Origin of the sequence: Nonomuraea sp. NPDC048916 (assembly GCF_040649575.1) — a bacterium.
In the GTDB taxonomy this organism is placed as follows: Bacteria; Actinomycetota; Actinomycetes; order Streptosporangiales; family Streptosporangiaceae; genus Nonomuraea.
Genome location: NZ_JBEZFS010000027.1, coordinates 1 through 23656, shown reverse-complemented (window position 1 = coordinate 23656; position 23656 = coordinate 1). Strand labels below are relative to the sequence as shown.

19 protein-coding genes are annotated in these 23656 nt (G+C 71.6%); 15 read left to right on the top strand and 4 right to left on the bottom strand.

Annotated elements, in window-relative coordinates:
• Positions 1 to 9: 9 nt before the first annotated feature.
• The 4 genes from AB0C16_RS26910 (at position 10) to AB0C16_RS26895 (ending at position 5062) form a co-directional block, all read left to right on the top strand.
• The gene (locus AB0C16_RS26910) at positions 10 to 1788 is read left to right on the top strand and encodes a serine/threonine-protein kinase (protein ID WP_357686737.1); all 1779 of its coding nucleotides are present in this window, start codon (positions 10 to 12) and stop codon (positions 1786 to 1788) included.
• Between the two features lie 35 nt (positions 1789 to 1823).
• Positions 1824 to 3050 carry a serine/threonine-protein kinase gene (locus AB0C16_RS26905; RefSeq protein ID WP_357686736.1) on the top strand — a complete coding sequence of 409 codons (1227 nt, stop codon included), beginning with the start codon at positions 1824 to 1826 and terminating at the stop codon, positions 3048 to 3050.
• Between the two features lie 259 nt (positions 3051 to 3309).
• Complete coding sequence (locus tag AB0C16_RS26900; protein ID WP_357686735.1) at positions 3310 to 4089, top strand: electron transfer flavoprotein subunit beta/FixA family protein; 780 nt, start codon at positions 3310 to 3312, stop codon at positions 4087 to 4089.
• 19 nt (positions 4090 to 4108) lie between these two features.
• Positions 4109 to 5062: an electron transfer flavoprotein subunit alpha/FixB family protein gene (locus tag AB0C16_RS26895; RefSeq protein WP_357686734.1), complete on the top strand. Its 954-nt coding sequence runs from the start codon at positions 4109 to 4111 to the stop codon at positions 5060 to 5062.
• A gap of 60 nt (positions 5063 to 5122) precedes the next feature.
• On the opposite strand, the gene AB0C16_RS26890 is transcribed toward AB0C16_RS26895, so the two are convergent.
• The gene (locus AB0C16_RS26890; protein ID WP_357686733.1) at positions 5123 to 6316 is read right to left on the bottom strand and encodes an MFS transporter; all 1194 of its coding nucleotides are present in this window, start codon (positions 6314 to 6316) and stop codon (positions 5123 to 5125) included.
• Between the two features lie 662 nt (positions 6317 to 6978).
• The gene (locus AB0C16_RS26885) at positions 6979 to 7497 is read right to left on the bottom strand and encodes a TetR/AcrR family transcriptional regulator (RefSeq protein WP_357686732.1); all 519 of its coding nucleotides are present in this window, start codon (positions 7495 to 7497) and stop codon (positions 6979 to 6981) included.
• 53 nt (positions 7498 to 7550) lie between these two features.
• On the opposite strand from AB0C16_RS26885, the gene AB0C16_RS26880 reads away from it, so the two are divergent.
• Positions 7551 to 8714: a cysteine desulfurase family protein gene (locus AB0C16_RS26880; protein ID WP_357686731.1), complete on the top strand. Its 1164-nt coding sequence runs from the start codon at positions 7551 to 7553 to the stop codon at positions 8712 to 8714.
• On the opposite strand, the gene AB0C16_RS26875 is transcribed toward AB0C16_RS26880, so the two are convergent.
• Entirely contained in the window at positions 8707 to 9759 is a 1053-nt protein-coding gene (locus AB0C16_RS26875; RefSeq protein WP_357686730.1) for a DUF695 domain-containing protein, read from the bottom strand. The genes AB0C16_RS26880 and AB0C16_RS26875 overlap by 8 nt on opposite strands.
• 97 nt (positions 9760 to 9856) lie before the next feature.
• Here AB0C16_RS26875 and mnmA point away from each other — a divergent pair, with 97 nt between their 5' ends.
• Complete coding sequence (mnmA, locus tag AB0C16_RS26870; protein WP_357686729.1) at positions 9857 to 10915, top strand: tRNA 2-thiouridine(34) synthase MnmA; 1059 nt, start codon at positions 9857 to 9859, stop codon at positions 10913 to 10915.
• A 7-nt stretch (positions 10916 to 10922) separates the two neighbouring features.
• Here mnmA and AB0C16_RS26865 read toward each other — a convergent pair whose 3' ends face one another.
• On the bottom strand, positions 10923 to 11555 hold the full coding sequence (locus AB0C16_RS26865) for an MBL fold metallo-hydrolase (RefSeq protein ID WP_357686728.1): 633 nt from the start codon (positions 11553 to 11555) through the stop codon (positions 10923 to 10925).
• Positions 11556 to 11579: 24 nt separating this feature from the next.
• Between AB0C16_RS26865 and AB0C16_RS26860 the strand changes: the two genes are divergently transcribed.
• The 9 genes from AB0C16_RS26860 (at position 11580) to AB0C16_RS26820 (ending at position 23645) form a co-directional block, all read left to right on the top strand.
• Entirely contained in the window at positions 11580 to 12575 is a 996-nt protein-coding gene (locus tag AB0C16_RS26860; protein ID WP_357686727.1) for a methionine synthase, read from the top strand.
• 10 nt (positions 12576 to 12585) lie between these two features.
• Positions 12586 to 13149, top strand: coding sequence for a hypothetical protein (locus tag AB0C16_RS26855; protein WP_357686726.1), 564 nt, complete (start codon positions 12586 to 12588; stop codon positions 13147 to 13149).
• Positions 13150 to 13245: 96 nt separating this feature from the next.
• Positions 13246 to 15429: an NAD-dependent DNA ligase LigA gene (gene ligA / locus AB0C16_RS26850; RefSeq protein ID WP_357686725.1), complete on the top strand. Its 2184-nt coding sequence runs from the start codon at positions 13246 to 13248 to the stop codon at positions 15427 to 15429.
• 479 nt (positions 15430 to 15908) lie between these two features.
• A complete protein-coding gene (locus AB0C16_RS26845) occupies positions 15909 to 17981 on the top strand; it encodes an EAL domain-containing protein (RefSeq protein ID WP_357686724.1) in 2073 nt (690 codons plus the stop codon).
• Positions 17982 to 18329: 348 nt separating this feature from the next.
• On the top strand, positions 18330 to 18815 hold the full coding sequence (locus AB0C16_RS26840; protein WP_357686723.1) for a hypothetical protein: 486 nt from the start codon (positions 18330 to 18332) through the stop codon (positions 18813 to 18815).
• A gap of 40 nt (positions 18816 to 18855) precedes the next feature.
• A complete protein-coding gene (gatC, locus tag AB0C16_RS26835; protein WP_189123310.1) occupies positions 18856 to 19155 on the top strand; it encodes an Asp-tRNA(Asn)/Glu-tRNA(Gln) amidotransferase subunit GatC in 300 nt (99 codons plus the stop codon).
• Positions 19152 to 20642: an Asp-tRNA(Asn)/Glu-tRNA(Gln) amidotransferase subunit GatA gene (gatA, locus tag AB0C16_RS26830; protein ID WP_357686722.1), complete on the top strand. Its 1491-nt coding sequence runs from the start codon at positions 19152 to 19154 to the stop codon at positions 20640 to 20642. The genes gatC and gatA overlap by 4 nt, the downstream gene beginning before the upstream one ends.
• Before the next feature lie 8 nt (positions 20643 to 20650).
• Positions 20651 to 22138 (top strand): Asp-tRNA(Asn)/Glu-tRNA(Gln) amidotransferase subunit GatB, encoded by a 1488-nt coding sequence (gatB, locus tag AB0C16_RS26825; RefSeq protein ID WP_357686806.1) that lies wholly within the window; start codon positions 20651 to 20653, stop codon positions 22136 to 22138.
• A 178-nt stretch (positions 22139 to 22316) separates the two neighbouring features.
• Positions 22317 to 23645 carry an MFS transporter gene (locus AB0C16_RS26820; RefSeq protein ID WP_357686721.1) on the top strand — a complete coding sequence of 443 codons (1329 nt, stop codon included), beginning with the start codon at positions 22317 to 22319 and terminating at the stop codon, positions 23643 to 23645.
• The last annotated feature ends 11 nt before the right edge of the window (positions 23646 to 23656 follow it).

The following is a 23656-nucleotide window of genomic DNA, read 5'->3' as shown; positions in this document are numbered from 1 at the left end:
AAGGTGGCGATGAGCAGCGGCAACACCCAGGCGCCCGAGAGGCTCGGCCCCTACCGGCTGGTCCGGAAGATCGGCGAGGGCGGCATGGGGGTCGTTCATCTCGGCCTCGACACCGAGGGCCGCGAGGTCGCCATCAAGGTGCTGCACCCGCACGTCGCCGCCGACCTCAAGGCGCGTGACCGGCTGACGCGCGAGGTCGAGACCATGCGCCGGGTGCGCAGCCCGCACGTGGCCGAGGTGCTCGACGCCGAGCTCGTCGGCGGCCAGCCCTACGTGGTGACCCGCTTCGCCCCCGGCCGCACGCTCGAGGAGACCGTGCTGACCGACGGCACGCTGCGGGCGCGCGAGATCATCCGCCTCACCCAGGGGCTGTGCCAGGCGCTGGTCGCGATCCACGCCGCGGAGGTGATCCACCGCGACTTCAAGCCGTCCAACGTCATGCTGGTCGACGGCGAGCCGCTGGTCATCGACTTCGGCATCGCCCACCTGGTCAACGCCACCCGGCTGACCCAGACGGGGATGTTCGTCGGCACGCCCGGCTACCTGGCGCCCGAGATCATCCGCGACTCGGAGATCACCCAGGCGGCCGACGTGCACGCGCTGGCCTCCACGGTGTTCTTCGCCGCGACGGGCGCGCCGCCGTTCGGCACCGGCACGTTCGAGGCGGTCTGCTTCAACATCATGGAAGGCCGCGCCCAGCTCGACAAGGCGCCGGCCTGGCTGCGCGGATGGCTCTCCCGCGCCCTCGACGTCGAGCCGGAGGCCAGGCCCAGCGCCCACGAGCTGCTGCGGATGGCCAGGGCGCTCGACCCGTCGGTCACCACGTTCCACGAGACCCCGCCCAACGGCACCAAGAAGCTGCCGACGCGCACCCGCGCCATGGAGACGTACTCCGACCTGCTGCCACCCGTCGAGTACGGCCGCCCGAAGCCGCGCGAGGAGGAGCGGCCGCCGCCCTACATCCCGGCGCCGATGCCGGCTCGGCCGCCCGCGCCACGCCCCGACCAGCGGGTCGCGGGCCATCCCGCGCCGCAGACCGGCTACCGCCCGCCGCCTCCGCCGGCGACGCAGGGCAGGCACCAGCCGGCCACCCAGTCGCGTCCCTACTCGCCACCGGCCGAGCGCCGGCGCTATCCGGCGGGCAGCCAGCTCATCGGCGCGCTGCTGCTGGTCACCCTGGTCGCGCTGACGGTCATGCTGCCGGTCGCGGTCGGCGCGGTGGCCGTCGCGCTGGCGCTGGTGCTGCGCGTGGGCGAATACCTCTTCGGCGACCTGGTCGAGCGGCGCAAGGTGCGCGGCAGCAGCGCCGCCGACCCGCTGCTCGCGCTGGTCGGCACCCCGTGGGCGCTGGTCAAGGCGTCGCTGGTGATGCTCGTGCACGTGCCGCTGTCGATCCTGTTCGGCGTTTGCGTATGGGGCGTGCTGCGCTGGGGCGGGGGCATGAGCGTCAACGACGCCGCCGCCTGGGCCGCGGGCGCCTTCACCGCGGGGCTCTTCGTCCTGCCGGGCGGCGGCGCGCCGCGCAAGGCGGTCACCCGCACCTTGACGAGCGTCCTGCGCAGTCCCGGCGCCGCCACGGTCGCGTTGCTGAGCGTGGGCACCATCGCGCTGCTCGCGGTGCTGTTCGCGATGGGCCAGGAGACGTCGTGGGCGCCCTGGCGCGCCCCCGAATCCGCGATCAAGGAGCTGGCCAGGACCGCCCAGGACAGCACGATCGGGTTGATCACCGGCCTGATCGACGACCTGCTGCGGCAGGTGGGGCTGGGCTTCCTGTCACCCTGGTCCTGAGTGTCCGAGCGGGCTCCCGAGGGGAAACTAGGGGTATGAGCGAGCGTCTCGGCCCGTACGAGCTCCTCTCCCGGCTGGGCGCGGGCGGGTTCGGCGAGGTGCATCTGGCGCTCGACCCCGAGGGCCGCACGGTCGCGGTCAAGGTGCTGCATCCGCACGTGGCGGCCGACGGGGGCGCGCTGGCCCGGCTGGCCCGCGAGGTCGAGACCATGCGCCGGGTCGAAGGGCCGCACGTGGCCGAGGTGCTCGACGCCTCGCTCGACGGGGACAACCCCTACCTGGTCACCCGCTACATCCAGGGCAGGCCGCTCAGTGCGGTCCCGGTGCCCCTGGCCGACCTGCGCCTGCTGGCCGCGGGGCTGGCCGACGCGCTGCTGGCCGTGCACGAGGCGGGCGTCGTGCACCGCGATCTCAAACCGGCCAACGTGATGATGACCGAGGGCGAGCCCGTCGTCATCGACTTCGGCATCGCCAGCGCGCTCGACTCGCTCTCGGTCACCGCCTCGGGAGCGGTGGTCGGCACACCCGGCTACCTGGCGCCCGAGGTGCTCGAGGGCAGGGAGGCGGGCATGGAGGCCGACGTGTTCTCGTTCGGCGCCACACTGGCCTACGCGGCGACGGGCCGTCAGCCGTACGGAGTGGGGCCCGTGTCGGCGGTCGCCTACCGTGTCGTGCACCACGAGCCCGACCTGGAGGGCGCGCCGGAGTGGCTGAGGCCGCTGTTGCGCGAGTGCCTGGCCACCGATCCGGCCGCGCGGCCGACGGCCGCGCAGATCTGCGCCCGGCTGGGCGTCGACCGGGTGCCGCGCGCCCGCCACCCCTTACCCCCGCTCGCCGCCACTCCGCCACGGCGGCGGGGCGAGGACGTGCACCACCTGTCGACCCGCGAATGGCGGCCGGGTGACCAGCATCGCCGGTCGGTGGAGGAGTCGAGGGCGCGACACCGCGAGAAGGTGCGCAGACGCTGGGTGATCGGCTCGGGGCTGTTCGTCTCCCTGCTGTCCGCGGCCGCCTGGCAGCCGCTGCCCGAGGTGGCCCTCTTCCTGCTCGCGGCCTACGCGCTGGTCGTGGTGTGCGACGCCGGCGTGGCGCTGTTCTCGCGCCGCCCCCACCGCACTGGCAGGATGATCGTCGACCTGGCCGGCATCGCCGGGTCCGTCGGGATCTGCCTCGGGCTCAGCGCGGTCTTCAGCACGTTCACGCTCGCGCTGTTCGCGGGCACCGCGCTGGTGGTGGGCGTCGTGTTCCTTCTCTCGGCCTGATCACGCCCTGCGAGGGGGCCGCGAAGGGTTGCGGAATAAAGCTCGGTATGGTGTAAGCGGTGATGCTCCGGCGCAGGCGTACTAACTGCGTGTTTGCGCCCAAGCTACTCATGAGTAACATGGCGGTGGGAGGTCCGGGTGAGGTTTGGCACCACCCGCTGTCACGGACATCACGGGTCACCTGGCACTCTGGACAGCATGCATCCGGCGCCCACCGAACGTGGTGGCGCACGCGAACACGGGAGGTCGGCCACCGGCCATGAACATCGTCGTCTGCGTGAAGCAGGTCCCCGATACGGCGACCGAGCGTAAGCTGCGGTCCGATGACAAGACGCTCGACCGCGACGCCGTGGACGGCGTGGTCAACGAGCTTGACGAGTACGCGGTCGAGGAGGCCCTGAAGCTCAAAGAGGCCCACGGCGGTGAGGTCACCGTCCTCACCATGGGTCCGGGCAGGGCCACCGAGACCATCCGCAAGGCCCTGGCCATGGGCGCCGACAAGGCGGTGCACCTCAGCGACGACGCTCTGCACGGCTCCGACGCGCTGTCCACCTCCTACGCGATGGCCCAGGTGCTGAAGAAGATCGGGTTCGACCTGGTCGTCCTCGGTTCGGAGTCCACCGACGCCCGCACCGGCATGCTGCCGGCGATGCTGGCCGAGCGGCTCGGCACCCCGCAGCTCACGCTGGCCAACAAGGTCGACGTCGACGGCTCCTCGATCAGCGTCCAGCGGCTGACCGACTACGGGTTCGACAAGGTCGAGGCGACGCTGCCCGCGGTCGTCTCCGTGGTGGAGAAGATCAACGAGCCGCGCTACCCGTCCTTCAAGGGCATCATGGCGGCCAAGAAGAAGCCGGTCGAGACGCTGGCCATCGCCGACGCCGAGATCGCGGCCGACCAGGTGGGCCTCGGCGCCGCGTGGTCCGAGGTCGTCGACTTCGCCGCGGCCCCGCCGCGCGCCGCCGGCACGATCGTCAAGGACGAGGGTGACGGTGGCGCCAAGGCCGCCGACTTCCTCGCCTCCAAGAAGTTCATCTGAGAACGGGGGTTTTGCTGATATGTCGGAGATTCTCGTTCTCGTCGAGCACGTCGACGGCGAGGTCAAGAAGGTCACTCTCGAGCTGCTGACCCTGGCGCGCTCGCTCGGCGCACCGGCGGCGGTCTGGGCCGGTCCCGGCATCACCGGCGACGCGAAGGCCAAGCTGGCCGAATACGGCGCTGACAAGATCTACGTCGCCGGCTCCGAGGAGATCGTCGGCTACGTGGTCGCGCCCAAGGCCGAGCTGCTGGCCCAGCTGGTGGCGGCCAAGTCGCCCGCGGCCGTGCTGGTGGCCGCCACGGCCGAGGGCAAGGAGATCGCCGGTCGGCTCGCGGTCAAGACCGACTCCGGTGTCATCACCGACGCCGTGGGCCTCGGCGAGGGCTTCGTCGCCGACCAGTCCATCTTCGGCGGCGGCGTCAACGTCCAGTCCAAGGTGCGCAAGGGCACGCCCATCGTCGCCGTACGCCCCAACTCCACGGCCCCCGAGGCCGCCGCGGGCGCCGGCGCCGAGGAGGAGGTGTCCGTCTCTCTGAGCGACGGCGCCAAGGCGGCGAAGATCGTCGAGCGCGTCAAGCAGGAGAAGGGCGCCCGCCCCGAGCTGACCGAGGCCGCCATCGTGGTCTCCGGCGGACGCGGCGTCGGCTCGGCCGAGAACTTCTCGGTCATCGAGGGCCTGGCCGACGCGCTGGGCGCGGCCGTGGGCGCCTCCCGCGCCGCCACGGACGCCGGCTGGTACCCCCACCAGTTCCAGGTGGGCCAGACGGGCAAGACGGTGTCGCCGCAGCTCTACATCGCCGCGGGCATCTCGGGAGCCATCCAGCACCGGGCCGGCATGCAGACCGCGAAGACCATCGTCGCGATCAACAAGGACCCCGAGGCGCCGATCTTCGAGCTCGCCGACTACGGCGTCGTGGGCGACCTGCACCAGGTCGTGCCGCAGCTCACCGAAGAGGTCGTCAAGCGCAAGTAGCTCCATCCGCGAACCGGCGCCGCACACCTTCCATGCGGCGCCGTTCGCGTTCCCTCGCGATCAGACGACGATCTTCGAGCGCTCGCGTTCCCTCGGGGGCAGGACCGTGATCACCGTGGGCTCCGTACGCGGCAGGAAACGAGCCGCCACCGCGATCAGCAGGCCCAGGACGACCGCGATGCCGAGCGCCGTGCGCAGCGACGTGACGTCCGCCAGGAAGCCGATCACCACCGGGCCCAGCAGCAGGCCCGCGTAGCCCATCGCGCCCGCCTGCGCGATCGCCGGGCCGGGATTGTCGGTGGCGGTGCCCGCGAGGGACAACGTCATCGGCGAGATCGTCGCCACGCCCAGGCCGACGAAGAACATCGCGAACACCGCGACCAGCGGCGTGGGCGCGCCCAGCACGACCAGGAAGAACCCGGCCGTGGCCAGCCCGGAGACGGTCAGCATGCCGCGCACTCCGAACCTTGACCGCAACCGGTCACCGGTGACCCTGGCGACCAGCATGCCGGCCTCGAAGACCGGGTAGCCGAGCGCGGCCAGCGCCTCCGGCGCGCCCAGCTCGTCGCGCATGAACAGGCCGTTCCAGTCGGCGACCGTGCCCTCGACCATGAAGGCGAAGAACATGAGGGCGCCGAGCAGGTACACGATCGGCGGCATGCGCCGCCGGGCCCCCGCCGTGGCCTGCCGTGCCGGGGCTTCGGGCAGGTAGGCGCGGCCGATGAGGATCATCGCCGGCAGGGAGACCAGGCCGATCAGCGCCACGTTCGCGGTGAACGACAGACCCAGCGCGATCGACACGCTGCCCAGCGCGCCCGCGGCGATGGCGCCGACGCACCAGCCCGCGTGCATGCCGTTCATCAGCGGGCGCCCGTAGGCCCGCTCGACGGTCGAGCCCTGGGCGTTCATCGCGATGTCCACCACGCCGAACGCCATGCCGAAGAACGCCGCGGCGACCAGCAGCAGCGGGAGGTTCGGCGCGAACGCCACGCCCACCAGGCCCAGCGCAGTGAGCGGCCCGCCGACCCGCAGCACCGCCTTGCTGCCCGCGCGGGCCATGATCCGCCGCATGGACTGCATGGTCACCAGCGCGCCCAGGCCCCACGCGAGCAGGATGACGCCGAGCGACGACTCGGACAGGCCCAGCTTGTCGCTCAACGCCGGGATGCGCACCGTCATCGTGCCCACCATCAGGCCGGACATCACGAAGGTAAGGATCGCCCCGTAACGGGCCATCCGCAGATCGCGAGCCATCAGTCGTACCTTTCACAGTCTGAAAAAATTCGGTAATCAAGCGGCCTGAGGCGCGCCACGTCGTCTCGCCCCCGCCCCCGGAACACCCTCGGTCGGGGTTCGGCCCCGCGGAGCGGCTGCGAGGCGTCGCGGGCACGCTCCGGGGACTTCCGGTACACGCCTTCGTGCCCAAGGCGTTCGGGGAATGTCCGGTCGCTGGGGAGTCCGGGGCGGGGTCCGGGCCGGGGAACGTCCAGGACGCGCCCGTGCCCGGGGCGTCCGGTCGATGTCCTGGCCTTGCGGGACAGGTCCGCCGGTGGTTGGTCTGGGGTTTCGGGGAGGCGCTCCGCGGTTCCTGCGGCGTGTCCGCGGGCGTTCGAGCCTGTGGAGCGGGTTGTCGTCAGGGTTCCGGCACGCGTCCGGCGGCCCGGTGGCTCTGGGCCCGGTGGCTCTGGGCTCTGGGGTGCTGGGGCTCGGGGTGTGGGGGCTCTGGGGCGCGCTTGCCCGGCTCTGGTGCGCCCCGCGACCTCTGGGCCTTGGCCGTGGGCTCAGAGGCGTCTCGGGCCCGGCGCCGTGGCCGGGCGGGACGCGCCAGACGCCGCTCTCGCCACCGGGCGCACCGATGCCGCAGGGTGCGGCTGGACGTGCCGGGTGGTGTTCGCCCCCCTGCTGCGGCGACCGCGTTAGGGCATGGCCTCGGGTCTGAGGAGGCTCCTGAGCCGTGTCTCCAGGGCCCGGAGGTCGTCCTCGGTGTTGAGGTCGGGGTCGTGGCTGGAGACGTCCCAGAGCCCCTCGCAGGCCAGCCGGACGACCTGTGACGCCAGCCGGTCGGGCTCCTCGTCGAGGCCCTCGCGATGCCAGCGGGCCATCGCCTCGCGCAGCGGGGCGAGCAGGTAGATGTTGCCCGACGCGCCGGTGACGACGGCCCATCTTCGGAGCCGGCCGGAGCGCACGGCCGCCAGGGTGGCGCCGAGGTAACGCTCGGTGTAGGAGTCGTCGGGCTGCTCGGCCATGAGCTGGTCGAAGTCGTCGATGAGCCGCTCGACCATGGCCTTGATCAGGGCTTCTTTGCTGTTGAAGTGGTAGAGGAGCCCGCCCTTGCTCACGCCTGCCCGGTCGGCCACGGCGGCCAGGGTGAGCGCGGTCGAGCCCTGGTCGCAGAGGATCTCCTCGGCGGCGTCCAGCAGCTCGTCCCTTCTCATGCCTCTACTGTACCGTCCGGACGGTACAGTCGCAAACGAGATACCCTGACCGGGTGAGCAGACCGTCGGCCTATCTTGATCACGCGGCGACCACGCCCATGCTTCCAGAGGCGATCGAGGCCATGACGGAGCAACTCGGCCGTGTCGGCAACGCGTCCTCGCTGCACGCGGCGGGCCGGCAGGTGCGCAGGGTCGTCGAGGAGGCCCGCGAGACCATCGCCGACGCGCTCGGTGCCCGGCCCAGCGAGGTGGTGTTCACCTCGGGCGGCACCGAGGCCGACAACCTCGCCGTCAAGGGCCTCTACTGGGCGCGCGCCCCGCGCGAACGCCTCCTGATCAGCTCCGTCGAGCACCACGCCACGCTCGACCCCGCCCACTGGCTGGCCGACAGCCAGGGCGCGCGGGTCGAGCTGCTCGCGGTCGACGAGCTCGGCCGGGTGCACCCCGACACGCTGCGCGCGGCCATCGCCGGCAATCCCGACGGCGTCGCCATGGTCAGCGTCATGTGGGCCAACAACGAGGTCGGCACCGTGCAGCCGGTCTGCGCCCTGGCGGAGGTCGCCCACGACCACGGCATCCCGTTCCACTCCGACGCGGTGCAGGCGATCGGCCAGCTGCCGGTGTCGTTCGCCGACTCGGGCGCCGACGCGCTCACCGTCACGGGCCACAAGATCGGCGGCCCGATGGGAGTGGGCGCGCTGCTGCTGGCCCGGGGGCTGACCCCGGTCTCCGTGCAGCACGGCGGCGGTCAGGAGCGCGACGTGCGCTCCGGCACGCTCGACGCGCCCGCCATCGCCGGGCTCGCCGCCGCGGTGCGCGTCGCCGTCAAGGAGCAGGAGGAGCAGGGCCGCCGCCTGACGGCCCTGCGCGACGAGCTCATCGAGCGCGTACGCCAGGCCGTGCCCGATGTGGTGCTCAACGGCGACCCGGTCCACCGGCTGCCCGGCAACGCCCACTTCTCCTTCCCCGGCTGCGAGGGCGACGCGCTGCTCATGCTGCTCGACGCCAAGGGCGTGGAGTGCTCGACCGGCTCGGCCTGCTCGGCCGGGGTGGCGCAGCCGTCACACGTGCTGCTGGCCATGGGCGCCGACTCGGCCGCGGCCAGGGGTTCGCTCAGGTTCACGCTCGGCCACACCTCGACCCATGACGATGTCGACCGCCTGATCGAGGTGCTGCCGGCGGCCGTCGAGCGGGCCCGCCGGGCCGGGCTCAGCTGACGAACGGCACCACCGCGGTCCAGGCGGGGTCGGCCGCCACGTCCACGCGGGGCTCGCCCTCCTCCCAGCTCACGATCAGCTCCTTGGCGTGGACGGCGGCGTCGCCGGTCGGGTCGGCGTACACATGGATGATCCGGTGGCCCTCGGCACTCAGGTGGGCGGCCAGCACGGCGTCGTCGCGCCGCTTGAGCAGCCGGGCCGCGAGCCGCTCCTCGAAGTCGCGCAGCGCGGTCACCGAGTCGCCGACGGGCAGGCCGTTCTCGTCGCGGTGGGAGTAGGGCAGCGTGATCGCGATGTGCTGGTCGAGGAGCGGGTAGTCGACCGGCCGCAGGGGGTGGCGGGCGGTGGCGATCAGCGGCGCGCCCCCGGCCGTCTGCCCCTCCAGCAACGCCCACTGCTCCTCGTCGTAGCCCGAGGCCAGGTCGGCGATCACGGCCGGCAGGTGCGTCGCCGCGATGGAGTCGATCGGCTCGAACGTGGCCGGGATGATCTCGCCCACCCAGCGGGCCACGTCGTCCTCGCCGAGCAGCCAGTCGAGGGCGAGCAGCGTCGCCTCCATGCGGTCGTCGTCGCCGAGCTCGCCGAAGATCGGGTGGTAGGCGGTCACGTCGACGCGCGGTGTGCCCCGCGGCACCCGCAGCCCCAGCGCCAGCGCGTCCAGCCCGAACTCCAAGCCGCCCACGTCGAACGTGAGCTCCAGCGCCCGCGGGTTGGCCTGACGCGACGGGTGGAACTCCCACAGCAGGTCGGCGGGCGGCGCCGCCCTGGCCCAGCGGTGGGCCAGCGAGCGCAGCTCGGCGTCGCCCGCGGCGGTCACCACGAGCGCGTGGGCCGCGTTCTTGCCGGGAGCCACCTCCCAGACCAGGTCCGGATGGACCGCGCTCACCGCGGGGGCGATCCACTCCGACAGGCCATCGACGTCACCGGCGGCCACCATCGAGTCGAGCCGCGGCCTGGTCTCCTGCCACCAGGCCCAGAACCCGTCGATGCCGTGATCCGGCTCGACGGCCGGTGTGTTTTCTTCCTTGCGCCCGAACAGTCGCATAACCAGGAATCCTTCCAGATTCGGAGCCTGCCGCGCGCGCCCCCCGGGGGGCCGCCGCGCGAAGCGCACCCGATCCGGACAGTACTCTGGAAAGGTCATGGGACTGCGTGTGCTTGCCGCCATGTCGGGCGGCGTCGACTCAGCCGTGGCCGCTGCCCGCATCGCCGAGGCCGGCCACGACGTCACAGGTGTGCATCTCGCCCTGTCGGCCAACCCCCAATCCCACCGCACGGGGGCCAGGGGCTGCTGCACCGTCGAAGACTCGCGAGACGCCCGGCGCGCCGCCGACGTGATCGGCATCCCCTTCTACATCTGGGACATGGCCGAGCGGTTCCAGCGCGACGTGATCGAGGACTTCGTCGCCGAATACGCCGCGGGCCGCACGCCCAACCCGTGCCTGCGCTGCAACGAGAAGATCAAGTTCGCGGCGGTGCTCGACCGCGCCCTGGCGCTCGGCTTCGACGCCGTGGCGACCGGCCACCACGCCAAACTGGTCGACGGTGTCCTGTCCAGGAGCGTCGACCCGGGCAAGGACCAGTCCTACGTGCTCGGCGTGCTCACCCGCGAGCAGCTCAGCCACGCGATCTTCCCGCTGGGCGACTCCACCAAGGCCGAGGTGCGCGAGGAGGCCGCCCGCCGCGGCCTGACCGTGGCCGACAAGCCCGACAGCCACGACATCTGCTTCATCGCCGACGGTGACACCCGCGGTTTCCTGTCCAGGCGTCTCGGCTCGGCCGAGGGGCAGATCGTCGACGAGTCGGGCGAGATCGTCGGCAGCCACCAGGGAGCCCACGGCTTCACCGTCGGGCAGCGCAAGGGCCTGCACATCGACCGGCCCGCGGCCGACGGCCGGCCGCGCTACGTGCTGTCGATCGAGCCGGTGTCCAACACGGTCACCGTCGGGCCCCGCTCGGCGCTGGAGGTCACGTCCATCACGTGCCTGCGTCCGGTGTGGAACGGGCCGTCCGACTACGACGACCTCACCGTCCAGTTGCGCGCGCACGGCGAGGTCTACGGGTGCCGCTTCGAGGAGTCGGGCGGCGAGTTGCGCATCGAGCTCGACCGCCCCGCCACCGGAGTGGCCGCGGGTCAGGCGGCGGTGCTCTACTCGGGCTCGACCGTCATCGGCTCGGCCACGATCGCCCGCGCCGCCTGACCGGGCCTCAGGTCAGGGTGATCGACTCGCCGACGGCCAGCCGGCGCATGTCGGCGTGCTGCTTGTCGGACTCGAGCTTCAGCCAGTTGTCCACCAGCGACAGCCCGATGTCGTTGAGCAGCCCGTCATGGGTTGAGAAGGCCCTGGCCGGGCGGATCGTGCGGAGATATTCGACCATCTCCAGCAGCTTCATCCACGGCGCGTTGGTGGGCACGAGGAGCGTCGGAACCTCCCGGTCGGGCACCGTGAGCGCGTCGCCGGGGTAGAAGACCTCCTCGTCGAACATGAACCCGACATTCTGCACGATGGACATGTCGGGGTGGTTCTTGGCGTGCCACTCGCCATAGACACCGACCGCGAACCCCGCCGCCTCGAACTCGTCGCCGTGGCGCACCACCTGGACCTTGGCCGGGATGCCGGTGAGCTCGGCCGCGACCGCCTCGCAGGTCCACACCTCCAGGCCGGCCGGGGCCGACCTCAGGCGCTCCACGTCGACGTGGTCGAAGTGCTCATGGGTGATGAGCACCGCGTCGGCGCCGTCGAGCACGGGCCCCGGACTGAGGGTCCCGGGGTCCAGGACCAGGACCTTGCCGTCCTTCTCCAGCCGCACGCACGCGTGGCCGTACTTCGTGAGCTTCATCTACGAGAGCCTACGCTTGTCCCCATGTTGACGTGGGAGGCCACCGGGGTCGGTTCGCACCCGGGACAGGATCATCTCGAGGCGGCGCGGCTGATCTTCGGCGAGCTGCCGGGCCTGCCGTACCTGCCGGAGCTGCCGGGGAGGGGCGTCGGCGCCGACCTGGTCGGCCGGACGGCGGCGCTGCTCGTCGATCTGTACGCGGAGGTGCAGCCGTCCGGCTGGCGGCTGGCCGACCGGCCCGGGCGCGATCACCAGCGGGCCGCCGACCACCTCCGGCGCGACCTCGACGGGCTGGAGGAGGCCGGGCACGCCTACACCGGTCCGCTCAAGCTGCAGGTGTGCGGGCCGTGGACCCTGGCGGGCGGCATCGAGCTGCGCCACGGCGACAAGATGCTCTCCGACCAGGGAGCCGTTCGCGACCTGATCGCCTCGCTGGAGCAGGGGGTGCGGGAGCACGTCGAGGAGGTGCGCAGGCGGCTGCCCGGCGTCACCGAGATCGTGCTGCAGCTCGACGAGCCTGGCCTGCCGGGCGTGCTGGCCGGGACCGTGCCGACCGCTTCGGGCTTCGGCCGGCTGGCGGCCGTCGAGGGGTGGCGGGTGGAGGAGGCGCTGCGCCTGTTCCCCGACCCGATCGTGCACTGCTGCGCGCCGTCGGTGCCCTACGGGCTGCTCCGTACGGCCGGGGTCCGCGGCGTCTCGGTGGACGCCTCGCGGATCCGGCGCCGCGACGAGGACGCCGTCGGCGAGGCCGTGGAGGCGGGGCTGCTGTTGTTCCTGGGCGTGGTGCCGGGCACCGACACCCGGCTGCCCGACGTGGGCGTCGTCGCCAAGCCGGCGCTGGAGCTGTGGCGGCGGCTCGGCTTCCCGCCCGAACGCCTCGCCGAGCAGGTCGTGCTCACCCCGGCGTGCGGGCTGGCCGGGGCCTCGCCCGGCTACGCCAAGGCGGCGCTGGCCGCCTGCCGGAAGGCCGCCCGGGTGCTGAGGGACGATCCGCGAGCGGATCGCGACTCGGATGAGTAGCCTCCGTTCCATGATTCTTCGCGCCATGGGGGTCGGCGTCACCCTCCTCATCGCGTCCGCGTCGACCGCCGCTCCCGCCTCGGCCACCGTCTTGACCGCCTCCGTGACCGCCTCCATGACCGCCTCCGTGACCACCTCCGTGACCGCGGCTCCGGGGGGCGCCTCGGATGCGGCTTCGGGCGCTGCCTCGGATGCGGCCTCGGATGCGGCCTCGGATGCGGCCTCGGGTGTGGTCAACCCCGAGATCTGGAGCTGGGGCCCGATCCGCTCCGCCGACCGGGCCGGCCTGGCCAAGGGCAAGGTCGTCCACGACCGGCCGGGGTTCGTCGTCAACGGCAAGCTGTACGACCTCCCGGGGCGGGCGGGGTGCTCATGGCTGAAGCTGCGCTGGCTCAAGGACGACGGGGGCAAGGGGGCCAAGACCTACGGCAACTGCTCCGGGAGCAAGCCGGCCGGTTTCTCCGTCGGGGTGGGATACGTGCTCATGATCGAGGGCAGGGTGTGCCGTGGCACCAGCAGGAAGATCACCGGTGCCTGCTCGTCCTGGGAGGGCGTCTGGTCCCAGGGCGGCTGAGCGAAACTCCTTCTTCCGTACGCCGCCACCAGGGGTGTTCTTGTCGGCGCTCGGCGATAGCGTTCTCTCAGGGTGGTTGAAGGAAGGAGACCCTGGGTGAGCGAGCCAAGCGTCGAGGGCGTCCCGGTGACCGCGCTGAAGCGTCATGCCGAGCTGAGCGAGCTGGTCGAGGACGCTCGCTGGCGCTACTACGTGCTCGACCAGCCCACGGTCAGCGACGCCCAGTTCGACGCCTGGTTCCACGAGCTGCTCGCGCTGGAGGAGGCGCATCCGTCGCTCCAGACGCCCGACTCGCCGACGCAGAAGGTGGGGGCGCCGGTCGCGGGCGAGTTCGCCAAGGTCGACCACCTCGCCCGGATGGAGAGCCTCGACAACGCCTTCGACGAAGCCGACATGGCCGCCTGGCAGGTGCGGGCCGAGCGGCTCGCCGAGGGCGACCCCGGCCCCTACCTGGTCGAGCTCAAGATCGACGGGCTGGCGATCGCGATCGTCTATCGCGACGGCCGGCTGGAGCGTGCCGCGACCAGGGGCGACGGCCGCACGGGTGACGACGTGACGCCCAACGTCCGCACGATCAAGGGCGTTCCCCATCGGCTGCGTGGTGACGACGTCCCGAGCCTGGTCGAGGTGCGCGGCGAGGTCTACATCCCGGTCGAAGACTTCAAGAAGCTCAACGAGCAGCTGGTCGAGCAGGGCAAGGCGCCCTTCGCCAACCCGCGCAACTCCGCCGCCGGCACCCTGCGGCAGAAGGATCCGCGCGTCACCGCCCAGCGCCCGCTCCGCATGATCGTCCACGGCGTCGGCGTCTGGGAGGGCGCGACCGAGCCGCGCGCGCAGTCGGAGGTCTACGAGCGGCTGCGTGAGTTCGGGCTGCCGGTCAGCGACCTCTACCAGGTGGTCGGCGGCCTCCCCGAGGTCAAGGAGTTCATCGAGCACTACCGCGTGCACCGCCACGACCCGCCCTACGAGATCGACGGCGTGGTGGTCAAGGTCGACGACTTCCGCACGCAGCGCGAGCTCGGCTCCACGTCGCGCGCTCCGCGGTGGGCGATCGCCTACAAATATCCGCCCGAAGAGGTCAACACCAAGCTGCTCGACATCCAGGTGGGCGTCGGCCGCACCGGCCGGGTCACGCCCTACGCGGTGCTGGAGCCGGTGTCCGTCGCGGGCTCCACGGTCGAGCGGGCCACCCTGCACAACGCCGCCGTCGTGGCCAAGAAGGGCGTGCTGATCGGCGACACGATCGTGCTGCGCAAGGCGGGTGACGTCATCCCCGAGATCGTCGGGCCCGTCACGGCGCTGCGCGACGGGTCCGAACGCGAGTTCGTCATGCCGACCCACTGTCCCGAGTGCGGCACGGCGCTGGCCTACGAGAGGGAGGGCGACGCCGACCTGCGCTGCCCCAACGCCCGCGGCTGCCCGGCGCAGATCCGCGAGCGGCTCTACTTCGCGGCCGGGCGCTACGCCCTCGACATCGCCGGCCTCGGCTACGTCGCGGCCACCGCGCTCACCCAGCCGCTCCCGCCGCAGGAGCCCGTCGTCCGCACCGAGGCCGACCTGTTCGACCTGACGCTGGAGCAGTTGATCCCGATCCGGTCCGTGGTCCGCGACATGGACACCGGCCTGCCCAAGATCGACCCGAAGACGGGCGAGCAGAAGGTCGTCTCCTTCTTCTCCAACATCGACGGCCAGCCCTCGCAGAACGCGGTCACCCTCATCCAGGAGCTCCAGCAGGCCAGGCAGGTGCCGCTCTGGCGCGTCCTGGTCGCCCTGTCCATCCGCCATATCGGCCCGCCGACGGCCCGCGCCCTGGCCGACGCCATGCGCTCGATGGACACGATCATGAGCGCCTCCGAGGAGGAGCTGGCCGCCGTCGAGGGCATCGGGCCCCGGGTGGCCGCCACGATCCGCGAGTGGTTCGCCGTCGACTGGCACCGCGAGATCATCACCCGCTGGCGCGCGGCCGGCGTGCGGATGGAGGACGAGCCCGCTCCGGCCAAGGGGCCCCAGACGCTCGAAGGGCTCACATTCGTGGTGACGGGCACGCTGGCCGGCTACACCCGGGATCAGGCGGCCGAGGCGCTGGCCGGCCGGGGCGGCAAGGTCGCCTCCTCGGTCTCGAAGAAGACGTCGTTCGTGGTGGCCGGCGAGAACGCGGGCTCCAAGTACGACAAGGCCGTGGCCTTGGGGGTCCCGATCCTCGACGAGGCCGGGTTCGAGGTCCTGCTCAACGAGGGGCTCGAAGCGGCGTCGCAGGCGGCGGCCGAGCCGGAGGCCTGACCGCCCCAGCATCACCCAACGGCCCGTGCCCCCCTACCGTCCGTGCCGTCCGTGCCGTCCGTGCCGCCCGCGCCCCCTGCTGTCCGTGCCCCCGTGCTGTCCGCGCCGCCCGTGCCGGTCACTCGTGCCGGTCACTCGTGCCGGTCACTCGTGCCGGTCACTCGTGCCGGTCACTCGTGCCGGTCACTCGTGCCGGTCACTCGTGCCGGTCACTCGTGCCGGTCACTCGTGCCGGGCACTGGTCGGCGTGGTCGTCCTGTCTCTCCGGGGCTGCCGTACTGCGCGAGGTCTTCGGCTGCTTCGCAGCGAATGCGACGAAAATCACCCGTGCAGGTACAGAGCGTCGATATGCTGTCTACAGAGGGTTGTTTCTGGGCATATGTCCGAAAGGAGAAGTGACGGAACGTACGCGCTTGGTTTCGCGAAGTGGGGTGAAGGTCGTACCCTCCCATAGTGACCTAATGGGGGTTCTGTTACCGATGACTGACCCAACCGACACCCGCGACACAGGACCACGCGTCGGCACGCCCCTGTGGGCGTTCCTCGCGGGCATCACGGTGATCGGCTTCACCGCCCTGGTCGTGGCCATGCTGAGACTGGATCCGGCCAACCTGGCGGGGCTCGCGCGCACCCCCCTGTTCTGGGTGCTGGCCGTGCTGGTGGCCCTTGGGGAGCTCAGGCCCGTGATGGTGTCCTCCGCGGCACCGGTGGGCGGCACCTACCCTTCGGCGCTGTTCACCTTCGCGGTGCTCCTTCACTTCGGCCTGCCCGTGGCGGTGCTGATGCAGGCGGTGGCGGTCGCGATGAACGGCGTCGTGACCCGCAAGTCGTGGCACCGGGTGATGTTCAACGTCGCCCAGTCGACGCTCGCGCTGACCGCCGCCGCGGTGGTGCTGGGGCTGTTCGGCATCGCGCCCAGTCCCGTCCACCCGTGGGTGCCCACCGGGACCGACCTGCCGGCGATCGCGCTGGCCGGCGTCGCCTACTTCGCCGTCCGGGCCTCGCTGGTGAGCGGCGCCGTCGCCCTGCACGAACGCCGGTCGATCGCGCGGGTGCTCAGGTCCACCGCCGGGCCGCAGAGCCTCGTTTACGCCGCGTTGCTCGGCCTGGCGCCGCTGGTCGTGGTGGTGATGAACCATTCACCGGGCCTGGTGCCGTTGTTCGTGGCGCCGCTGGCCGCCGTCTACTTCACGGCGACGCTGTCCATGCGCCGCGACCACCAGGCGCTGCACGACGAGCTGACCGGCCTGCCCAACCGCAAGATGCTCATCGTGAGCACCGAGGAGGCGCTGGCCGAGGCCCGCCAGCCCGAACGGGTCGGGTTGTTCCTTCTCGACCTCGACCGGTTCAAAGAGGTCAACGACACGATGGGCCACCCGGTCGGCGACCGGCTGCTGCAGATGGTCGCCCACCGGCTCACCCATTCCGTACGGCCGGGCGACGTCGTGGCCCGGCTGGGCGGCGACGAGTTCGCCGTGCTCCTGCCCTCGATCAGGGACGCGCACGCGGCCCGCGAGGTGGCGGCGAGGCTGCGTGCGGCGCTGACCGAGCCGGTGCGCCTGGAGGGCATGAGCTTCGACCTCGACGGTTCGGTCGGCATCGCCCTCTACCCCGACCACGCCCCCGACTTCGAGCTGCTGCTGCAACGCGCCGACGTGGCCATGTACCTCGCCAAGGAGAGCCGCACCGGCGTGGAGCTCTACCAGCAGGACAAAGACCGCAACTCACCCGAGCGGCTCAACCTTCTTGGAGACCTGCGCCGTGCCGTCGACAACGGCGACCTCAAGCTGCACTACCAGCCCAAGGTCGGCCTCACCAGCGGCGCGATCCACGGCGTGGAGGGGCTGCTGCGCTGGTGCCACCCGGTGCGCGGCCCGATCGCGCCGTCGGAGTTCATCCCGCTGGCCGAGCAGTCCTACCTGATGCGCCAGATCACCGCCTACGTCATCGAGATGGCGCTGGAGCAGGCCGCCCGCTGGTGGCACACGGGGCTGCGGGTGCAGATCTCGGTCAACATCTCGGCCCGTGACCTGCTCGACTCGGCGCTGCCCGAGCAACTGGAGGTGGGCCTGGCCAAGCACAGGCTGCCGCCGACGGCCATCCAGCTGGAGGTCACCGAGCGCATCCTGATGGGCGACCAGGCCTACACGCACGAGACGATCAAGGCGCTGGCCGCGCTCGGCGTGCCCCTCGCCCTCGACGACTTCGGCACCGGCTACTCCTCGCTGATCAGGCTCCAGCGGCTGGCCGTCTCCGAGGTGAAGATCGACTCGTCGTTCGTACGCCGCATCGCCGAGTCGGAGGACGACGACCGGATCGTCCGCTCCATCGTCGACCTGGTCCGCTCGCTCGGCCTGCGCTCGGTCGCCGAGGGCGTGGAGTCCGACGAGGCCGCCATCCGGCTCGCCGAGATGGGCTGCGACGTGGGTCAGGGCTGGTTGTTCGGCCGGCCGATGCCGTCCGCCGAGGCCACGTCGTGGCTGCGCGAGCGCTTCGAGACCACCCCGGAGATCGAGTTGGGCTACCGCCCCGAGGTCACGACCGCCAAGTAGAGATAGGAGCACACGTCGTCGAAGCGCACTCCTATCTTTGGAGTGCTGGAGGACAGCCGCCTGCTGCGCCGGGAGCCCGACGTCTTCCGACCCTCGCGCTCGGTCTACCACGTGTGCAAACCATTGATCACCTTCACCAGGTGGTGATGCGTCCACGCTGGGGGCTGCTGGAGAGCGGCCGGGCCGCCGCGGTCTGGAAGGACTCCCGCGGCCGGTTCAGGCGCCCCTGGCGAGGAACCCCGGGCCTTCAGCTCGGGCCCGGGAGGAATCGCTTACAGCATCGCACATATGTTCTAGTCATACGTCATCAAGAAGGTCACCGACGCCTACACGACGGTGAAAGCCCAGGTGGAGGCGAGGCTCCGCAAGCCCCTCACCAAGCCGATCGGGTTCCGCCCGGACGCCGCCCAGCCGTTCGACGACCGGTGCCTGTCCTGGCAGGTCGAGGCCCGCACCGTGAGCATCTGGACCGCCGGTGGCCGGATGAAGGGCGTCGCGTTCGGCTGCTCTGACGACCAAGCCCGGGCGCTGGCCGCCTACCGTAAGGGCGAATCCGACCTCGTCCGCCGTGACGGCATGTGGCTGCTGATCGCCACCTGCGATATCCCGGACACCGACGTCACCGAACCCGACGGGTTCCTCGGCGTCGACCTCGGCATCGCGAACATCGCCACCACCGACGACGGCGAACGGCACTCGGGCAAGCACTGTCTCCGGCGTGCCAGGGACTCATCCCGCGGCGCGGGCGGGCCGGACGATCGCCACCGGTGGGCACGGCGTGTGTTCCAGGTGGTCAATGGGTTCGGAGGCGCTGCGTCAAGCCCCCTAGGATGACAGTGTCCCAACTCCATCCACGAAACGGGTTCAACGACTCATGTCCGCCATAACCCGCGACGAGGTCGCACACCTGGCCCGGTTGTCCAGGCTGGCGCTCACCGACGATGAGCTTGACCACTACGCCACTCAACTCGGTGCCATCATCGAGTCGGTCGCGAAGGTGGCCGAGGTCGCCGCCGAGGACGTGCCGCCTTCCTCGCACGCGCTTCCGCTGACCAATGTCTTCCGTGCCGACGAGGTGCGACCGTCCCTGACGCCCGAGCAGGCGCTCTCCGGCGCTCCCGCCGTCGAGGACGACCGCTTCCGGGTGCCGCGCATCCTGGGGGAGGAGGCATGAGTTTGATCCACAAGACCGCCGCGGAGCTGGGCGCGCTGATCGCCGGCCGCCAGGTTTCGGCCGTCGAGGTGGCCGAGGCCCACCTCGACCGCATGGCCGAGGCTGAGCCCAAGGTCCACGCGTTCCTGCACGTCGACCGCGAGACCACCCTCGACCAGGCCAGGGTCGTCGACGACCGGCTGAAGGCGGGCGAGCGGCTCGGACCACTGGCCGGCGTGCCGATCGCGCACAAGGACATCTTCGCCACCCGCGACATGCCGACCACGGCCGCGTCCAAGATCCTCGAAGGCTGGCGCCCGCCCTACGACGCGACCGTCACGCGCCGGCTGCGCGAGGCCGGGCTGGTCATCCTCGGCAAGACCAACCTGGACGAGTTCGCGATGGGCTCCTCCACGGAAAACTCCGCCTACGGCGTGACCCGCAACCCGTGGGATCTGACCAGGGTGCCCGGCGGCTCGTCGGGTGGTTCGAGCGCCGCAGTCGCCGCGTACGAGGCGCCGCTGTCCACCGGCACCGACACGGGCGGCTCGATCCGGCAGCCCGCCGCGGTCACCGGCATCGTGGGCATGAAGCCGACCTACGGCGGCTCCTCCCGCTACGGCCTGATCGCGTTCGCCAGCTCACTCGACACGCCCGGGCCGTTCGCCCGCAACGTGCTCGACGCCGCGCTGCTGCAGGAGGCGTTCTCCGGCCACGACCCGCTCGACTCCACCTCGATCGACGCGCCGGTGCCGTCGGTGGTCGAGGCCGCCCGCGAGGGCGATGTCGCGGGCATGCGGATCGGCGTGGTCAAGGAGTTCGGCGGCGAGGGCTACCAGCCAGGCGTGCTGGCCCGCTTCCACGAGGTCGTGCAGCTGCTCGAGTCGCTGGGCGCCAAGGTCGTCGAGGTGTCGTGCCCGTCGTTCGCGACCGCGCTGCCCGCCTACTACCTGATCGCGCCGTCCGAGTGCTCGTCCAACCTGGCGCGCTTCGACGCCATGCGCTACGGCCTGCGCGTCGGCGACGACGGCACCCGCAGCGCCGAGGAGGTCATGGCGCTGACCAGGGCGGCCGGGTTCGGCCCCGAGGTCAAGCGGCGCATCATGCTCGGCACCTACGCCCTGTCCAGCGGCTACTACGACGCCTACTACGGCCAGGCCCAGAAGGTGCGCACAGTCATCTCCCGCGAGTTCGAGGCCGCCTACCACCAGGTCGACGTGCTGGTGTCGCCGACGACGCCCACCACGGCGTTCCCGATCGGCGAGCGGGCCGACGACCCGATGGCGATGTACCTCGCCGACCTGTGCACGATCCCGTCCAACCTGGCGGGCAACGCGGCCATCTCGGTGCCCTGCGGCCTGGCCGACGAGGACGGCCTGCCGGTCGGCCTGCAGATCATGGCCCCGGTCCTGGGCGACGACCGCTGCTACCGGGTCGGCGCCGCCGTCGAAAAGGCCCTCGAAAGCCGCTGGGGCGGCCCGCTACTGAAGGAGGCTCCGGCGCTGTGACCACGATAATGGCCTACGACGAGGCGCTTGATCGGTTCGAGCCGGTGCTCGGGCTGGAGACGCACGTCGAGCTGGGCACCGAGTCGAAGATGTTCTGCGGCTGCAAGACGACCTTCGGCGCGCCGCCCAACACCCAGGTCTGTCCCACGTGCCTGGCGCTGCCCGGCTCGCTGCCGACGGCCAACGCCATGGCGATCGAGTCGACGATCCGCATCGGCCTGGCGCTCAACTGCTCGATCGCCGAGTGGTGCCGCTTCGCCCGGAAGAACTACTTCTATCCGGACATGCCGAAGAACTACCAGATCTCGCAGTACGACGAGCCGCTCTGCTTCGACGGCTACCTCGACATCGAGGTCGACGGCAAGCCCGTGCGGATCGAGATCGAGCGGGTGCACCTGGAGGAGGACACCGGCAAGTCCACGCACATGGGCGGCGCGACCGGCCGCATCCACGGCGCCGACTACTCGATCGTCGACTACAACCGCGCCGGCATCCCGCTGGTCGAGATCGTCACCAAGCCGATTCCCGGCACCGACCGGCTGGCGCCCGAGGTGGCCAAGGCGTATGTCACGGAGCTGCGCGAGATCATGCGCTCGCTGGGCGTCTCCGACGTGCGGATGGAGGAGGGCTCGCTGCGCTGCGACGTCAACGTCTCGCTGATGCCCCGCGGCTCGTCCGAGTGGGGCACCCGCACCGAGACGAAGAACGTCAACTCGCTGCGGAGCGTCGAGCGCTCGGTCCGCAGCGAGATCGAGCGGCAGGCCGCGGTCCTCGCCGACGGCGGCCGGATCGTCCAGGAGACCAGGCACTTCCACGAGGACACCGGCACCACCACGTCCGGCAGGTCCAAGGAGGAGGCACAGGACTACCGTTACTTCCCCGAGCCCGATCTGGTGCCGATCGCCCCCGATCGCGCGTGGGTGGCGGAGCTGAAGGCGGCCCTGCCCGAGCTGCCGTCGGTCAAGCGCAAGCGGCTGCGGGCCGAATGGGGCCTGTCCGAGCTCGACATGGAGGCGATGCACAACGCCGACGCGATCGACCTGGTCGAGGCCACGGTCGCGGCGGGCGCGCCGGCCGCCGACGCGCGCAAGTGGTGGATGGGTGAGCTGGCGCGCCGCGCCAACGAGTCCGGCTCCGCGCTCGCCGACCTGCCGATCACGCCTGCCCAGATCGCCCGGGTCACCGAGCTGGTGGCCTCGGGGGCGCTCAACGACAAGCTCGCCCGCGAGGTGCTCGAGGGTGTGCTGGCCGGAGAGGGCACTCCGGACGAGGTGGTCGAGAAGCGCGGCCTCCAGATCGTCAATGACGAAGGCGAGCTGTCCGCGATCGTCGACCAGGTCATCGCGGGCAACGCCGACGCCGCCGACAAGGTCCGCTCCGGCAAGATCGCCGCGGCGGGCGCGCTGGTCGGCGGCGTGATGAAGGCCAGCCGTGGCAAGGCCGACGCCGCCCGGGCGCGCGAGCTGATCCTGGAGAAACTGGGCGTCTCCGAGTAGCGGTGGATGTTCGCGGAGCCCCCGTCACTCCGGTGGCGGGGCTTTCGCGTGCCCGGACAGTCCGCAGCCCACGGCCCCACGAACCTGCGGAGTCGTGAGGTCCTAGGTCGATTCGCCCACAGGGACGTAGGACTCTGGAGGGAGGCGCCGGGGCGGGACCGGTCCTAGCCTCGGGTGCATGAATCGGAAAGCTTTGACAGCGGGTCTGGTGGCACTGGTGTCGCTGGTGGCGCTGGAGTACATGGCGGTCGCGGTGGCGATGCCGGTCGTGGCGGCGGAGCTCGGCGGGATGGAGCTCTACGGGCTGGCGTTCAGCGGCGCGATCGCGGCCGGGGTGGTGGGGACCGTGCTGGGCGGGCGGTGGGCGGACCTGCGAGGTCCCAGCGCCCCCTTGTGGACGGGCGTGGTGGGCTTCGCCGGCGGTCTGCTCGTGGCCGGACTGGCGACCAGCATGGAGATGCTGATCGCCGGGCGGCTGGTGCAGGGGTTCGGCGGGGCCCTGGTCAACGTGGCGCTCTACGTGGTGGTGGCCCGGGTCTATCCCGAGGAGCTGCATCCGAGGGTGTTCTCGCTGTTCGCGACCGCCTGGGTGGTGCCGTCGATGGTGGGGCCCGCGATCGTGGGCGCGGTGCTCCACGCCCTCGGATGGCGCTGGGTGTTCCTGCTCGTGCCGATCCTGACCCTGTTCGCCGTCCTGATGCTGGTGCGCGGCCTGGCGGGGCAGCCGGTCACCGGCGGGCGGAGCGCGCCCGCTCCGGGGCTGATGGGCATGGTCGCGTGGGGGATGGTCACCGCCGTCGGCGCGGCCCTCATGCAGTACGGCAGCAGCGGGCGGGTCGTGCTCCTGGTCATCGGCTTCGCGATGCTGGCGGTGGCGCTGCCCAGACTGCTTCCGAAGGGCACGCTGCGGGCGGTCAGGGGCCTGCCGGCGGTCATCGGCCTGCGGGGGCTGACCGCCGGGGCGTTCTTCGCCGCCGAGGTGATCGTCCCGCTCATGCTCATCGAGCACCGGGGGCTGTCGCCGCTGGTGGCCGGGCTCGCGCTCACCGGGGGCGGCCTCAGCTGGTCGTTCGCGTCGTGGCTGCAGGGGCGTGAGGTGTTCAGCCGGATGACGAACGTCTGGCTCGGCTCGGTCACGATCGCGCTGGGCATCCTGCTCATGGGCGGTGTGGCGTTCGCCGGCGTGCCCGTCGCGCTGGCGTACCCGTCGTGGATCGTGACGGGCTTCGGGATGGGGCTGGTGTATCCGACGCTCTCGGTGCTCACCCTCGAACTGTCCGCTCCCGGCAAGGAGGGCGTGAACAGCTCCGCGCTACAGGTGGGGGAGGCGGTGTTCTCGGTGGTGTCCGTCGCGGTCACGGCCGCGCTGTTCACCGCGGTGGGCTCCGGCTACTGGACGGTCTTCGCGGCCGCGCTCGTCATCGCGCTGGTGGGGGTGGCGATCGCGCCGCGTGCGGTCGCGGGCGCCGCGCGGGCCGTGCCCGCCGGCGAGAAGCTGGCGGCCTGAGGTGGCGGCCG